Genomic DNA, 14,439 nt, shown 5'->3' with positions numbered 1-14,439 from the left:
TCATGAACGCCTCGCAACGCGGTTTTACCCTGATCGAAGTCGTGGTGACGCTGGCCCTGATCGGCCTGCTGGCCGGCATGGCTGCGCCGCTGACCGAGACCGTGGTACGCCGGGGCAAGGAGCAGGAACTGCGCACGGCGCTGTATCAGATTCGCGATGCCATCGACGCCTACAAACGTGCGTTCGACGCCGGCTACATCGAGAAATCCCTGAACAGCAGCGGCTACCCGCCGAACCTGCAAGTGCTGGTGGACGGTGTGCGCGATGTGCGCAGCGCCAAGGGCGCCAAGTTCTTCTTTTTGCGGCGCGTTCCCCATGACCCGCTGGCACCGGTCAAGCGTAACGACGAAGGCGGCTGGGGCACGCGCTCCTACGACAGTACGGCTCAAAACCCGCGCGAAGGCGAAGACGTCTTTGACGTTTACTCCAAGGCGCGCGGCAAGGGTCTCAACGGCATCGCCTACCGGGAGTGGTGAGATTATGCGTCGGGAAAAGGGCTTTACCCTGCTGGAACTGATGGTGGTCATGGCAATCATCGCCACCCTGATGACCATCGCCTTGCCACGCTATTTCAACAGCCTCGAGGCCTCGAAAGAGACCACGCTGCGCCAGAGCCTGTCGGCCATGCGCGAAGCACTGGACCACTATTACGGCGACACCGGGCGGTATCCCGACTCCCTCGAACAGCTGGTCGAGCAGCGTTACCTGCGCAACCCGCCGATGGACCCGATTGCCGAACGCAAAGACCTCTGGGTGCTGGTGGCGCCGCCTGACGGCGTGCCGGGCGGGGTCGCCGACATCAAAAGCGGAGCCACAGGGAGGGCGCGTGATGGCAGCCTGTATTCGGAGTGGTAAGCCCTCGAACGAGGCCGGTTTCACTTACCTGGGCGTGCTGTTTCTGATCATGTTGATGGGCATGGGCCTGGCCAGCGCCGGTGAGTTGTGGTCCACCGCGTCGCGCCGTGATCGTGAACGCCAGTTGCTCTGGGTCGGCACTCAATACGCTCAGGCATTGCGCAGTTATTACCGCAGTTCACCTGGCCTGGCCCAGTACCCGAAAGAGCTGGCGGACCTGTTGCAGGACGAGCGTTTTCCGTCGCCCAAACACCACTTGCGCAACCTGTACCCGGACCCGATTGGTGGCGGCGAATGGACGTTGATGCGCGGTTTTGACGGACGCATCACGGGCCTCAGCAGCCCCTCCACGGACACGCCGCTCAAGCAGGCGGATTTTCCCACTCAATGGTCGGACTTCACCGGAATGGCGAGCTACAAGGACTGGCAGTTCGTGGCCGAGAAGGCCTTCCTCGATGGCGCGTCCGCGCCCAAAGGCCAATCCAAAAACGACCCGGGTGTTGGGGCGGTGATGCCATGAACAGACACTGGCTACCGGCCCTGGCCCTGATGCTGATGACGTCCTTCGTGTCGGCTGCCGAAGAAGACGAAATGCTGGGTTTTATCGTCGACGACACGATCTCGCACATCGGTCACGACTTTTACTACTCGTTCAGTGAACGCCTGCGTGCCACCAGCCCGATGGATTTCAATCTGGTGGTGCGTGAACGACCTTCGGCACGCTGGGGCAGCCTGGTGACCGTGGAATATCAGCAACGATTGGTTTATCGGCGCTTCCTGCCGCCGAACACCGTGGAGTTGAAGGACGAGGCCTATGAGGCTGCCGATCTGGTCCGCGTGCAGATCGTCCAGCGCAGGCTGGAAACCTTGTTGCAGGACACCACCGACCTTGAGAGGGACGAACTATGAACATTGGAACTTTCTCTAAACGCAGAGGCATGTGGTTGTTGGGTCTCTGGTTTACAGGGGCCGGCAGCTGTGGGCTGGTCCAGGCCACGGAGCTGGTCTACACGCCGGTCAATCCGTCGTTTGGCGGCAACCCGCTGAACGGGACCTGGTTGCTCAACAACGCCCAGGCGCAGAACGATTACGACGACCCTGACTTGAAAAAGCGTACCAGCGCGGCCGGCACGTCGGCCCTGGAGCGCTTCACCAGTCAGCTGCAATCACGGCTGCTAGGGCAGTTGATGGACAACATCTCCGCAGGCAATGCCGGGAGCCTGACCACCGACGCTTTTGTTGTGAACGTTATCGACGACTCCGGTGCACTGACTATTGAAGTGACTGACCGAGCGACCGGTGAAGTTTCCGAAATCCAGGTGAATGGCCTGGCCCCTTGACGGGGACTTGGATCGATGGGGAGTTAAGGACATGAAAAAAATAATAGCGCTAGGGCTGATGTTGGCGGCATTGCAAGGGTGCAGTTTGCGCGAGCCGATGGGGGCCGAGCAGGACACCGAATCACCGACCCTGACACCTCGGGCGTCGACCTATTACGACTTGCTGAACATGCCACGACCCAAGGGGCGGTTGATGGCGGTGGTGTATGGCTTCCGGGATCAGACCGGGCAGTACAAACCGTCCCCGGCCAGTTCATTTTCCACCAGCGTGACCCAGGGCGCGGCGAGCATGTTGATGGATGCGCTGCAGGCCAGTGGCTGGTTTGTGGTGCTGGAACGTGAGGGGCTGCAGAACCTGCTGACCGAGCGCAAGATCATTCGCGCCTCGCAAAAAAAATCGAATACGCCGGTGAATATCCAGGGTGAGTTGCCACCGTTGCAGGCGGCCAATTTGATGCTTGAGGGCGGGATTGTTGCCTATGACACCAACGTGCGCAGTGGTGGGGAAGGGGCGCGGTACCTGGGGATTGATATTTCCCGGGAGTATCGGGTGGATCAGGTGTCGGTGAACCTTCGTGCTGTTGATGTGCGCAGTGGGCAGGTGTTGGCGAATGTGATGACCAGCAAGACGATTTACTCTGTCGGGCGCAGTGCGGGGGTGTTCAAGTTTATCGAGTTCAAGAAGTTGCTCGAAGCCGAGGTTGGCTACACCACGAACGAGCCGGCGCAGTTGTGTGTGTTGTCGGCGATCGAGTCGGCCGTTGGGCATTTGCTGGCGCAGGGGATTGAGCGGCGCTTGTGGCAGGTGGCGGGGGATAATTCTTCGCCTGACAACAATGCGACGCTTGACCGTTACCTGACTCAGAACAAGGTTGTGCCTGAGGGTGAGGAAGAGTGAACCGAGGCGGCCTTCGGGCCGACCTGGCTTTTGTTGATGTACCCGATCCCTCTGTAGGAGCTGACGAAGGCTGCGATCTTTTGATCTCGACCTAGGCGGCCTGAAAGCCGACCTATTTCTTTCAGATGTACATATCCATTCCTGCGGTAACGGCCGCTAATGGTTTCGCTCTTACAGCGAGTCCCTTTTGTCAAACGCCACAAAAGGAACCAAAAAGTCTCGCCCCAAGCGTCCGGCCCCTCGCCTAGGCTCGGCGTTCCTTCGTTCCGGTATTCATCTGGGGGCATCGCCTCCGGTCGGCTTCGCTTCGACCTCCTCTCGATGTGTTCGACTTCGTCGAACGGCGCTGCGCGCCTACCCCCCAGATGAACACCTCCACTCAGCCTCCCGAAGGGGCGGGCAGATCAACATCAAAAGCCAGATCAAGATCAAAAGCTGCAGGCGAGCTAACGCTCGGCCTGTTGAGTGGTGAAGGGCAAGAGTGAGCGCCGATTAATTGTGGGAGCTGGCTTGTCGGGTCGCCGCATCGCTGCGATGGCGACCGGATAGCCGACCCCTATTTCTTTCGGCTGTACTCGAAAGATGATCAAAATCCAATGTATTCACCCCATCCCCATACAACCAGAAGACCGATAAGTGAAAACGTGTTTATTCGGTACGGAATCTCGATCCAGCGTCGCAAATGCAGAGGAAAGCGGCGAATATCCTCAAGGGCTCGAGGATCGTTCAGTAATAGTAAAGAAGGGCGTTTGCTTAGCATGGCCCTAATTAAGTTGAGCCTGTATCTGCGGCTGTATAAACCATCGCCAGTTTCTCGACGGTTGGCATGGATGAGGTAACAGTTTTTAACATGTGACTCCATTTCTTTGAGCTTAAAAAGGCCTACATAAGCCATGAACGTGAAGTTGATAATTGCCAACGTGAACAAGACGATCACGATGGCTGCGTAGAGCAGTCTTGTTTCTGTCATTGATACTCGATTCGTATAGGACATATCCGAAGATATGTAACAGATTTATTTTTACTGCAACTGCTTCGCTTCGACCTACATGCGATGTCTTTGTGCTTTTCAAAATCTGAGTTCGACTCGAAGTTTTAGGTCGCATAATTTCTTTTAAATACATTTGTCGGTTCGCTCCCTTGTCTCGGTTAAACCAGGCCCGTGTATTTGGCCCAACCACACATTGCAAACATCCAGACAACGCAGAACAGATTGATATGGCCAGGAATTACGATCCAAGGCCGCAGATGCGCAGGAAACGTCTTCACTTCTTCAATTGAGACGGGATCTAAGCGGCGCTGGTATTTGAATACCAACAGGGAATAGACCATTCCCATACTTCCTAGGCGGCTCAAGAAGGTGCCGGATGGATTAAATCGGTATTGCTCGACCAGATTCGATTTTACAAAGTGCGCCTGGCAGTCCTCCGCTTTGACATAGGCGGCGTATACCGATACCGCTGTGTTCACCAACATCACTGCCGCCCAAAGTAAACAAGATGCCAAAAACGCCCAGTCATGCTGACTCATGGAGCGGTTACCTGATAAAGCATTTCGCCGGCAACTTCACCGAAAACTGCCCCCCCGTCTGCGGTACCGGCGATCACAGCCCACTCACCACCAACATACAAACGAGTCCACCTAACCCTACCGTTCCAGCGCCAATGGCAGCACATGTTGCAGGGGCAACCATCGGGGCCAGTCGGCCTGCCGCTATGCCACCCAAAACGTTGCCAGACAATTTCGAGCCCTCCACAAACTTCACCTGACGACATTCCTCTTCGCGCCCACTGCGGCAAGTCTCGCTAATTTTCATTGCGGCTGAACCTGCACCCAGAGCGATCGCCACGTAACCACCTGCCTTCATATATTTAACGGCTTGAGAGACTACCAAGATGTTCGTTGCGTAACCCGGTAACTGCGTTGGAGCACCTGCTTTGTTCCAATGATGAATAGCTTTGCGAGACGAAAGCCCCAACGCTCTTTTGAGCTTGGGATGATCTGCGAGCCCGAGTCCCTTACGCACCAAAGGCCCGAAACCGGCGTCCAGTTTCGCCATCAGGCGTTTGCGTCGAGCAAAAAACTCTGGTGAATGAAGATGACGATGTTGTCGGTATTGCTCTTGATGTAAGCGCTCCATTTCTTTGAGAGTGTCTTCGAGGTCTTCCAAGTGACGACCGACCATAAATGACGCTACGCCTAGTCCACCTGAAGAGATACCTAGAAACGGCTCAATCACTTCATGGTGCTCAACCATAAACGAAGCCTCTTCATCACTCAGATCCTTGAGCGCCTCGTTGACTTTCTCGGCAGCGATCATCATCTGCGCCTCTTCACGCCGGCACATGTAGTGCCGTGAATCGCTGAAGATCACCATTTGCCCCGGTTTCACCCTTTCTCCGAGATGGCGATTGAGTGAACGAAATTCTCGTAGTAATGCATCGCTTGGTGAGCTCTCGTACAGTGAGCGTTCCAGGGACTCTAGGCTCATGGGCTTTTCAACAATGTGAAATCCAGACTCCGCCGGTTTGGGCAGAGTGAAGGCGTGATCTTCAACCAGATGTTGCGCCGGGGGTGGCTCGGGTTTGTTCTTGAAACCTTTCCATGAAGCGCCACCGTTATCTGGATTCGCGCGAGGCGTGACCATCACCCAATCACCGTTGCTCACGGCGTTGATCAGTTTTTGCTGGTGGGCGGTTTGCATGTAGTTGGAGCTGTTGGCGCCCACGGCATTCAGCAGGTCGTCGAAGCCTTGCAAGTCGTACGGGTAGTTCAGGGCCTGACGAAGAGCGTCGGCAGCTTGATGGCTGTCGAGCACCTGGCCGCGCTGGCCGGCGAGTTGGTGTTGGGGGATGAGTGTGGTCACGCTTTGTGCCCGGTCCTTGGAAACGGGGCACTTTGGCGATCAGGCTCTGGGGTGGATGCCGGGGGATTCTGTTTGGCTTGTAGGGGAAGTCCGAATTTTTCTCGGTGTTTGGGGAGGGTGGTTTGTCAGTGGATTACTGGCTGAATGACAGTGCCAATCGCGGGCAAGCCACGCTCCCACAGTTGATCCGTGTCGTGCACAAAATACGCGAGACGGCCTGACAGCCGAGCAGTTGTTCCCGGCCGTACTCAATCCCCTGTGGGAGCGAGCTTGCTCGCGATGACAATGGGTCAGCTGACATCAATGTTGAATGACACGCCGCAATCGCGAGCAGGCTCGCTCCTACAGGGAATGTGTGCTGATTTGAGGGGCGTGTTTAATGGTGTTTAACGTTACTTCCTGAAAGCTACAGATCCTTGCGCCGTTGCCTACGACTACGCCAGAATCCGCCGGCTTGTGCGCTTTGTATCTGGTCTTTATCGTTTCCGGGCCGCTGAATTCAGCGGCCGGGTTTAGCGACCCGAACTATTCAAAGTGCATCAGTGCTCCAGACTTTCTTGCAGACTTTTGACGTCTGCAATTACGTTATGGTGGCTGTATGCGGGAGATCTTCGGGTCTACCGGGTGCCTTTGACCGGTTCGCTAACCTGCATACAGTCGCCACCCTTACTTGTTTAGCGACAGGTTCTGGTGGCGCTATTTTCCAAAGGAGCTTCACCATGTTCAAACCCACACCCAATCCCCCCGAATCAGAAACCGTAAGCACTACCGCTGGCTTCCACCCCACCCCGGCCATTCTCAAAAACTCCGCCCCCCACAACCCCAGCAGAATGTTCGCTATCGCCCCGGACATCGATACCGAAAGCCTGTTGGCCCACGCCTGTGAATCGTTGGCTTCCGCCAGTGTCATGGCCACTGATTTCGCGGTGTTTGTGGAGGGGCCACAGCGCAGCATGTTGTTGGGCATCCAGCAGGTCATCATGCTGGCCGACCTGGCGGTGAATCGGGCGCTGGATAACATCGATCCGCAGGACTCACCCACGTAGCTGATCGGCACAGACAAAAAAACCGCGACCCTCCACGGGTCGCGGTTTTTTTTACGCCTTGCGATTATTGCTGCAGCACAGTCGCCTTGTTGTCAGTACCCATCTGCTGCACGGTCGCAGTCTGGGTCATGCCGCTCTGAGTGACACTGGCAATGTTGCCGGTGCCGCTCTGAGTGACGTAGGCCACGTTCATGGTGCCGGACTGGTCGAAGTTTGTGGTGTTGCCGATACCGTTGGAGCTGCCTTGGGCCAGGTTGGTGGTGCCGCGCTGGTCGGCGATGAGGATGTTGTCGCTGCCGTTCTGGTCGAAGTACAGCTCGTTGTAGTTTTCGGCCTGGGTGACGGTGGTTTTGTTGCCGGTGCCGGTCTGGCTGGTGGTCATGATGTGGCCGATGCCGTCCTGTTTGAAGCTGGCGGTGTTGTTGGTGCCGTTCTGGTTGACGGTTGCACGTTGGTTGCTGCCGAACTGGCCACCCTTTTGCGGGCCTTTCCAGTCGCTGGCGTAGACCTTGTTGTCGTTACCCACGGAGGTGGCGTTCAACACATGGCTGTCACCCTTTTGGTAGGTGAAGTGCACGTTGCCGGTGCCTTGTTGGTACAGCGCCAGGGTCGAGCCGACGGACTCGAACTGGTCGGCATAAATCGCGTTGAGGTCGCCGACTTGCAGCACCTGGGCGACGTTGTTTTCGCCGAAGCTTTGGTCGACCACGGTTTCGTTGGTTTGCCCGTACTGGTTGACAGTGGCCTCGCTGGCGGTTTGCCCGCCTTGCCAGACTTCGGCGCCATTGAAGTCGCCGAACTGGTTGATGGTCACGGTGCCGCCGTTGCCATCGCGCTGGTCGCCATAGGCGTAGTTGCCTTCGCCCGCCTGGTTGAGATTGATCTGGCCACCCATGTGGGCGATCTGTTCGGCGGTGGCGTAGTTGGCGGTGCCGTACTGGATGATCACTGCGTTGTTGGCAGTGCCCAGTTGGATCTGTTCGATATTGGCCTCGTTGCTGTCACCAAACTGGAAGGTTTGACCGTGGGTACCTTCCTGACTGTCCTGATAGATGAACGAGAAGTTGCCGGTGCCTTGCTGTTGTTGCAGCGCTTCGTTACCGCCCATGCCGATCGACTGGCTGGCATGGCTGGTGTTGGAACTGCCAAGCTGTTGCTGGGTGATGGTGCTGCCGTCTTCGAACAGTTGCTCGGCGTAACCGGCGTTGTAGTCGCCGAGTTGATCCTGGGTGATGGTGCCGGTGGCGTTATCTTGCACCGCTGCGGCATCGTTGCCCTCGCCGTGTTGCTGCTGGGTGGCGGTACTGAACGGGGCCGCGGTCTGTTGAACGTCGGCGATGTTGGCGGTACCGACCTGGTTCTGGGTGGAAACGCTGTCGTCGGCCATCGCCTGGGCACTGACTATGACCAGGATGGCGGCGGTGAGGGGCGTCAGTTTGAACATGATGAAACCTCCAAATGGTGCAGTGCTTTAGCGGTATTGTTTGACCGAAACGTTCATGCCGTTTCCGGACTGGGTCACGGCGCTTGAAAGCCCCGTGCCGGCCTGGTCGATGCTGGCGTCGTTGTTGTTGCCGTTCTGGGAAATCTGCGCGCGGTTGTGGCTGCCGGTCTGGGTGATCGAGGCGGCGTTGCCGGAACCTTGCTGAGTGATCATTGCCATCAGGTCGCTGCCTTGTTGCAGGATGTAAGCTTCCTGATTACTGCCCGACTGGACGATGCGACCGAGCAGCGACTGGCCGTTCTGTTCCAACAGCGCAACGTTGGCCTGGCCGTTCTGATCAATCAGTGCTTGCTGGCCAATCGGTGGTGGTAACTCGCCGAGGTCGGCGCCGGGGGCCAGGTCGTCGTTCTCCATCAAATCGTCGGCGCGCGCGCCCGCACTGCTACAGAGCAGAAGCAGGCAGAACACGGCTAAGGTCGAGGTTTTCATGGCTGCGTCCTTTGGGAAGAGGCCGGCCCCACTCACCGAATCGGTGAGCGGGGCGAGGGCTCAGTTCGAGATCACCGACACCGTGCGCACGGTGCCTTGGGACGAGGTGATGGTGGCTGTCGGGTTCGCGGACGGAATCACCGTAGTGGTGTTGTTCACCGTCAGCCTCCAGCGACCGGTCACCGGTACCGTGGTGGTGCCCAGAGTTGCCAACCCGGTTGGGGTGGAAACCTGGATGGTGATGGTGTTGCCGGTGACCACCGATGAAGTCCCCGCAAAGTCCCAGGTGAAGCGGTTATTGGAGCGAGCCGACACCGTCGCCGTGGTCACCGTGAAGGTTTCCGCAGCAGGCCGTGGCGAGACTTGCACGGTGACGGTGGCCGGTGTCGACAGGGCGCCGAAGCTGTCCCGGGCGATGTAGGTGAAGGTCGTCGTGAAGGCCGTCGTGACCGTGGCCGGTGGGGTGTAGGTGATCACCGTGCCGTTGCTGCTGACCGTGCCACGGCCGGCTGCAGGTTGGGTCAGGCTGGCGACAGCCAAAGGCACGTTGCCTTCCGGATCGGTGTCGTTGGCCAACACGTTGATCGGAATCGCCACGCCCAGGGTCGCGATGCTGTCGGCGACCGCCACCGGTGGCCGGTTAGGTGCAACGGTGATGGTCACGGTCGCCGCAGTGGTCGAGGCCAGGCCTTTGACGTCTTGAGCCTTGTAGGTGAAGGTCGTGGTTAACGGCACAGTCACCACGGCGGGCGGGGTGTAGACCACCGAAGTCGTACCGCTCAACGTCACGGTGCCCTGGCCTGCGGCCGGTTGGGTCAGCGCGCTAATGCTCAGTGGCGTGTTGCCGTCCGGGTCGCTGTCGTTGGCCAGCAGGTTGAGGGTGATCGGCACGCCGAAGCTGGTGCTGCCGGTGTCGGCCACAGACAGTGGCGCCTGGTTCTCGCCGGTATCCGGTGCAGAACCAACCACGACGACAGGCTCGGTGTCACTGCCGCCGGCGGCGGATTTGACCGTGACAGTTGCGGGTGGCTGGGGCAGATCGGCGACGGTGATTTTTTGCAGGGTGCCGGTTTTCGACAGACGTCCGTAACCCTGCGCGACCATGTCAGGCACTGCCACTTCGTCCGTGGACGTGGCTTCGATCAGCAGGCTGTGGTTGCTCCAGTTGTAGCGAGCCGTCTGGATTTTCACCAGGTCAACGAGCTTGCTTGAGACCGCTGTAGGGCGAGTGGTGCCGGCCGGGTTGGTGGCGGTGAGCACCACCACCGGAGGCACGGGGCCGTTGAACAGACGCTGACCGAAGTACATCCCGGTGCCGTCACCCACCATGTTGGTCAGGCAGGGTGTAGGCGGTGGGCCTGGCACAAGGGCGACGGATTCGCGGAAGCACAATGTAGAGCTGTTATCCGCCTTGCCAAAGACTTCGACCCGGGTGCTGGTACCGGTGCCGGAGCTGGTGCGGCGGTAGGTTGCACGGTTGAGGTCGACATGGGTTTGCGCACGATTGTCGAGAACTTTGCCGGACAGTGTGAACAGGTTGGTTTCGATCGTGCCGGCCGGGCCCTGGATGCGTACAAAGTTGGTGTTGTTGGGGCTGCCGGTGACTTGTTCAGTGAGGTTCGGGTCGCCGACGAAGGTTTCGATTGCGCCGGTGTCCGGATTCACTTCGGTATAGGGGCCGTTGACGCTGCGCAGGAATGGCCCGATAGCACCGCTCAATGCCCCGTTGAAAACTCCCGGCGCACCGACGCCGATGTCTCTGGTGATGTTGATTGCGCGACGACCGGGGGTCGTGACGTTGACCGTTTCCACGCCATACGGGTGAGTGATGGTGTAGGTCCCGGCGACGGGCACGTTTATCCGCATACGAATCCGCGCAAAGCTGATTTGATCGCCATCGAGTGGATTTCCGCCGGCAAAAGCGGCTTCTATCCCGGCCACGTAGGCGTCCATTCCATAGCCAGCGGCATTGTTGGGAATGGTGGTCCCGGCGAGGAACCAGAAGGCTTCGTCTGGCCAGTTATCCGGGAACACCATCGGCAGGGTGTCGTCGAAAATGCCCGGTGCCGGCAGCAGGGTACACATGTAGGCCGGTGGCGTGGCAGCCGGCACTCGCGAGCTGGCGGCCCGGGACTGGCACAGTTCCATCGACAGCAGATTGTTGTCCTGATACCAGATCGGGAATTTCCCGGTAGCGAAGGTGTAAGGACCGGGGTCGACGGCAGCGAGTTGCGCGAAAGCACTGCCGGACAGCGATAGAGTCAGTCCCAGGGCGTTAAGCGCCAGGCGTGGCAATTTGTTCATGATGCCTCCTGATGAGGATCTGGGCATGTGTGCGTTCATTGCACGATGACCACTTCTTCGGTGTCGCTGCCGCCATTGGATGACGTCACTCGAACCTTGGCCGGTGGAATCGGCGAAATGCCGGTGGCCAGGGATTTCACTGCGCCGTCGCCACTGAGGGCGCCGATGGCGACGCCTGTGCCAGAGGTGGCAGTGAGCACCGGTGGCGAAGTTTCGTCGCTGGTCGAGGCCACGACCGTTATTTGCCCGGTGCTGAGGCTGTACTCGGCACGTGAAATCACCACCAGGTCCGTCAGGGGCATGGGTAAGGTGGTCGGTGTGCTGCTAGCGATGGCCAGGTGGTTGTCGGCGGTCACTTGCAAAGTGCTCGGCAAGCTGGGGTTGGTCGAAGACTGCGCATACCAGTTGCCGGTGGTGTCGGCCTCGGTGAGGTTCAACACCGGGTTGTTGCTGTCCAGGGTCACTTTGGCCGGTGGCGGCGGAGCCAGGACGAACACGTCTTGCTGAGCCTCCGGAGCGCTGGCACCGGATTTACGCGAGTAGGTGCTGCGCTGGGTGATCATTGGCGTCGGCCGGACCACGGTCGACAACTTGCCGGAGATGGCCATTACCGTGGTGCGCAAATCCAGCCCGTTGGGTCCTTCAATGCGGATGTAGTTGGTATTGAAAGGGCTGCCGGTGAAGGCTTCCACCAGGTTAGGGTCGCCAACAAATTGCTCGGCTGAACCGCTGACCGGATTGGTCTCGGTGTAGGGGCCGTTAAGGCTGCGCAGGAACGGTCCAATGTCGCCTTTGAGGGCGCCGTCGTAAGTCTTCGACGCACCGATGCCGATGTCCCGGGTCATGTTGATCGCCCGACGCCCGGGGGTGTCGACGTTGAAGACATCGACGCCGTAGGGGTGGGTAATGACGTAGGTGCCCGCGGTCGGTACATCGACACGAATACGGATACGGGCGAAGCTGATTTGGTCGCCTTCGACCGGGTCGCCACCACTGAAGGCGGCTTCAACGGCGCTGACATAGGTCAGGTCGATGCCTCGAGCGGCATCGACGATAGTGCCGTCGCCGGTGAACCAGAACGCTTCGTCGGGGAAGTTGGTCGGGAAGACGAGCGGTTGCGTGTCGTCGAAGATCCCGGGTGCCGGCAGCAAGTTGCACATGTACGTCGGTGCGCCCGGTGCGCTGGGCACTCGCGAGCTGACAGCCTTGGACAGGCAAAGATCGAGAGTTCGACCATGAGTGTCCTGATACCAGGCGGCAAACGAGCCGTTGCCTGGCAGATAGGGGCCGGGGTCGACGGCAAAAAGCGCAGCCTGGGCGACGCCTTGGGCCAGTGCGCTAACGACCAGGGCGGCCGCGGTTTTGGACAGTAAAGGGTGCATGAGTTAAGCCCTCTATCAAAATGCCTGCCCCATGGAGACGGGGCAGTTGAGAGGGTTTCGGCAACTTCCATACCAACCGGCGAAAACGTTCGGCAGAGCCCCGAGCCACGGGCGTATCACTCACAAACGGCATCGGAGCGTGGTTTTTGGGATAGGGCCACTGTCCCCAGCATTGGGGGTAGATGGGCGTAAGGAGGAAGTGGGGGGGACGAGACCCAATGTCGGGCAAACGGCCATGAGTGGGCTATAACCCTATAGGGGAATCGTCGGGAACACGTCCATGAACATGCCAACTCAAAAACTGCCCGCCGAGGGGGGGGATATTCGCCTGAGCTATCGCAAGCAGTCGTTCAATTTATTGCGCTGGTTTTCGCTCATCAGCATGGCGGTGATTGGCACGGTGGCGGTGGCGTTGGGAGCGGTGTCCACCCGGTTCGTGATTACCGAAAGCGTACAGCGCGATGCGTTATTGACGTCCCAGTTCATTCAGGCGATTGCCTCGGCCGAGGTGCGTTATGTGTCGATTCCTAACGTGCGGACCATGGGCGAGCTGCTCGACCCGCGCAAAGACAAGGATTTTTCCGACGTCGACCCTCAGGCTCGCGCCAATGCACGTGACGAATTCCTCGACCATGTCAAGAACTTGCCGGATGTGATCCTGGCCAATATCTATGCCCCCGACCGCATGGTGATCTGGTCGACCAACCCGGCGTTAATGGGCGCCACGATCCATTCCGACGAAGACTTGGATCAAGCCTTTACCAACAAAGTCCCGGTCTCGTCCAGCTATCACAATGTGGACAAGAGCCGCATGGAACAGAAGTTCGTGATTCCCCCGGAATACATCTTCATCGAGAACTACATTCCGCTGTTCGATGCCGACGGCAAGAACGTCACGGCGATGGTCGAGATCTACAAGGAACCCATGGACCTGATCAGTCGCATGGAGCGCGGCCTGGTGCTGATCTGGCTGGCCACTGCGCTGGGCGGCGGGCTGATTTACCTGGGGCTTTACTGGATCGTGCGTCGTGCGGCGATTTTGCTGGCGGCACAACAAAAGCAACTGATCACCAACGAAACCTTTGTCGCCTTGGGCGAGATGTCCTCGGCGGTGGCCCACAGTTTGCGTAATCCGCTGGCGACCATCCGCTCCAGTGCCGAACTGGCCCTGGAGTTCGACAGCGGGCCGGCCCAGAAGAACATCAACGACATCATCGGTCAGGTGGATCGCATGTCGAAGTGGGTGAGGGAGCTGCTGCAATCCTTGCGTCCGCTCAACGATGACGCTGAGTCTGTGAATCTGGTGGCGGCCCTGCAGGACAGTCTGATGGCTTTCGAGCATCAAATCACCAAAGCTTCGGTGCACGTGGTGTTTGACCCGCAGCTGACGCCGATGGTCCTGAGCCAGCAGGTGCAGTTGACGCAGATCCTCAACAGTTTGCTGGCCAATGCACTGGAAGCCATGGACAAGGGCGGCACCTTGACCGTCACGCTGGAGCCGATCGGCTCCCATGGCCTCGACGTGGTGGTGAGCGACACCGGCAAAGGCATGAACGAAGAGCAGCGCAGCATGGCCTTCCGGCCGTTTTTCACCACCAAGCAAGGCGGGCTCGGTGTCGGGCTGGTGCTGGTCAAGCGGATCATGGAGCGGTTTGGCGGTGCGGTGACCCTGGAAAGCCGTGAGGGCGAGGGCACGAGTGTCCGTCTGTCGTTCAAATTGGTCCCCTGAAAACGGGTGTGAACTTTCCCCGTTAGCGGGTGCCATTCCCCAGTCGCTCCCCAGTAATGGCATATTGATGTTGATAAGCCATTGTT

15 protein-coding genes are annotated in these 14,439 nt (G+C 58.8%); 8 read left to right on the top strand and 7 right to left on the bottom strand.

Annotation, left to right across the window (positions count from 1 at the left end):
* Window positions 1-2 precede the first annotated feature (2 nt).
* The 6 genes from MO767_RS23225 to MO767_RS23200 are packed head-to-tail and all read left to right on the top strand — an operon-like array spanning window position 3 to window position 3,093.
* Window positions 3-476 (top strand): type II secretion system protein, encoded by a 474-nt coding sequence (locus MO767_RS23225; RefSeq protein ID WP_282482418.1) that lies wholly within the window; start codon window positions 3-5, stop codon window positions 474-476.
* Between the two features lie 4 nt (window positions 477-480).
* A complete protein-coding gene (locus MO767_RS23220; protein WP_282482417.1) occupies window positions 481-855 on the top strand; it encodes a type II secretion system protein in 375 nt (124 codons plus the stop codon).
* Window positions 830-1,375: a type II secretion system protein gene (locus MO767_RS23215; protein ID WP_282482416.1), complete on the top strand. Its 546-nt coding sequence runs from the start codon at window positions 830-832 to the stop codon at window positions 1,373-1,375. The genes MO767_RS23220 and MO767_RS23215 overlap by 26 nt, the downstream gene beginning before the upstream one ends.
* Complete coding sequence (gene csgE / locus MO767_RS23210) at window positions 1,372-1,764, top strand: curli production assembly/transport protein CsgE (protein WP_282482415.1); 393 nt, start codon at window positions 1,372-1,374, stop codon at window positions 1,762-1,764. The genes MO767_RS23215 and csgE overlap by 4 nt, the downstream gene beginning before the upstream one ends.
* Window positions 1,761-2,195 (top strand): curli assembly protein CsgF, encoded by a 435-nt coding sequence (locus MO767_RS23205; RefSeq protein ID WP_282482414.1) that lies wholly within the window; start codon window positions 1,761-1,763, stop codon window positions 2,193-2,195. The genes csgE and MO767_RS23205 overlap by 4 nt, the downstream gene beginning before the upstream one ends.
* Window positions 2,196-2,226: 31 nt before the next feature.
* Complete coding sequence (locus tag MO767_RS23200) at window positions 2,227-3,093, top strand: CsgG/HfaB family protein (RefSeq protein WP_282482413.1); 867 nt, start codon at window positions 2,227-2,229, stop codon at window positions 3,091-3,093.
* Between the two features lie 586 nt (window positions 3,094-3,679).
* Here MO767_RS23200 and MO767_RS23195 read toward each other — a convergent pair.
* From MO767_RS23195 to MO767_RS23185, 3 genes are all read right to left on the bottom strand, one after another.
* Complete coding sequence (locus tag MO767_RS23195; RefSeq protein ID WP_282482412.1) at window positions 3,680-4,063, bottom strand: hypothetical protein; 384 nt, start codon at window positions 4,061-4,063, stop codon at window positions 3,680-3,682.
* Between the two features lie 179 nt (window positions 4,064-4,242).
* Window positions 4,243-4,623, bottom strand: a complete 381-nt coding sequence (locus tag MO767_RS23190) for a hypothetical protein (RefSeq protein ID WP_282482411.1) — start codon at window positions 4,621-4,623, stop codon at window positions 4,243-4,245.
* Window positions 4,624-4,696: 73 nt separating this feature from the next.
* On the bottom strand, window positions 4,697-5,959 hold the full coding sequence (locus tag MO767_RS23185) for a hypothetical protein (RefSeq protein ID WP_282482410.1): 1,263 nt from the start codon (window positions 5,957-5,959) through the stop codon (window positions 4,697-4,699).
* Between the two features lie 719 nt (window positions 5,960-6,678).
* Here MO767_RS23185 and MO767_RS23180 point away from each other — a divergent pair.
* Complete coding sequence (locus MO767_RS23180) at window positions 6,679-7,005, top strand: DUF6124 family protein (RefSeq protein WP_282482409.1); 327 nt, start codon at window positions 6,679-6,681, stop codon at window positions 7,003-7,005.
* A 64-nt stretch (window positions 7,006-7,069) separates the two neighbouring features.
* Here MO767_RS23180 and MO767_RS23175 read toward each other — a convergent pair whose 3' ends face one another.
* From MO767_RS23175 to MO767_RS23160, 4 genes are read right to left on the bottom strand one after another with little or no spacing between them, the layout of a single operon-like run.
* Window positions 7,070-8,449, bottom strand: a complete 1,380-nt coding sequence (locus MO767_RS23175) for a curlin (RefSeq protein ID WP_282482408.1) — start codon at window positions 8,447-8,449, stop codon at window positions 7,070-7,072.
* 27 nt (window positions 8,450-8,476) lie between these two features.
* Complete coding sequence (locus MO767_RS23170; RefSeq protein ID WP_282482407.1) at window positions 8,477-8,938, bottom strand: curlin; 462 nt, start codon at window positions 8,936-8,938, stop codon at window positions 8,477-8,479.
* Window positions 8,939-8,998: 60 nt separating this feature from the next.
* The gene (locus tag MO767_RS23165; protein WP_282482406.1) at window positions 8,999-11,242 is read right to left on the bottom strand and encodes an Ig-like domain-containing protein; all 2,244 of its coding nucleotides are present in this window, start codon (window positions 11,240-11,242) and stop codon (window positions 8,999-9,001) included.
* A gap of 35 nt (window positions 11,243-11,277) precedes the next feature.
* Entirely contained in the window at window positions 11,278-12,624 is a 1,347-nt protein-coding gene (locus MO767_RS23160) for a hypothetical protein (protein WP_282482405.1), read from the bottom strand.
* Window positions 12,625-12,904: 280 nt separating this feature from the next.
* On the opposite strand from MO767_RS23160, the gene MO767_RS23155 reads away from it, so the two are divergent.
* Window positions 12,905-14,353, top strand: coding sequence for a HAMP domain-containing sensor histidine kinase (locus MO767_RS23155; protein WP_282482404.1), 1,449 nt, complete (start codon window positions 12,905-12,907; stop codon window positions 14,351-14,353).
* Window positions 14,354-14,439: the final 86 nt, after the last annotated feature.

The sequence above is a fragment of the Pseudomonas sp. UYIF39 genome (genome assembly GCF_029963765.1).
Classification (GTDB): domain Bacteria; phylum Pseudomonadota; class Gammaproteobacteria; order Pseudomonadales; family Pseudomonadaceae; genus Aquipseudomonas.
This window is presented reverse-complemented; position numbering and strand designations above follow the sequence as displayed.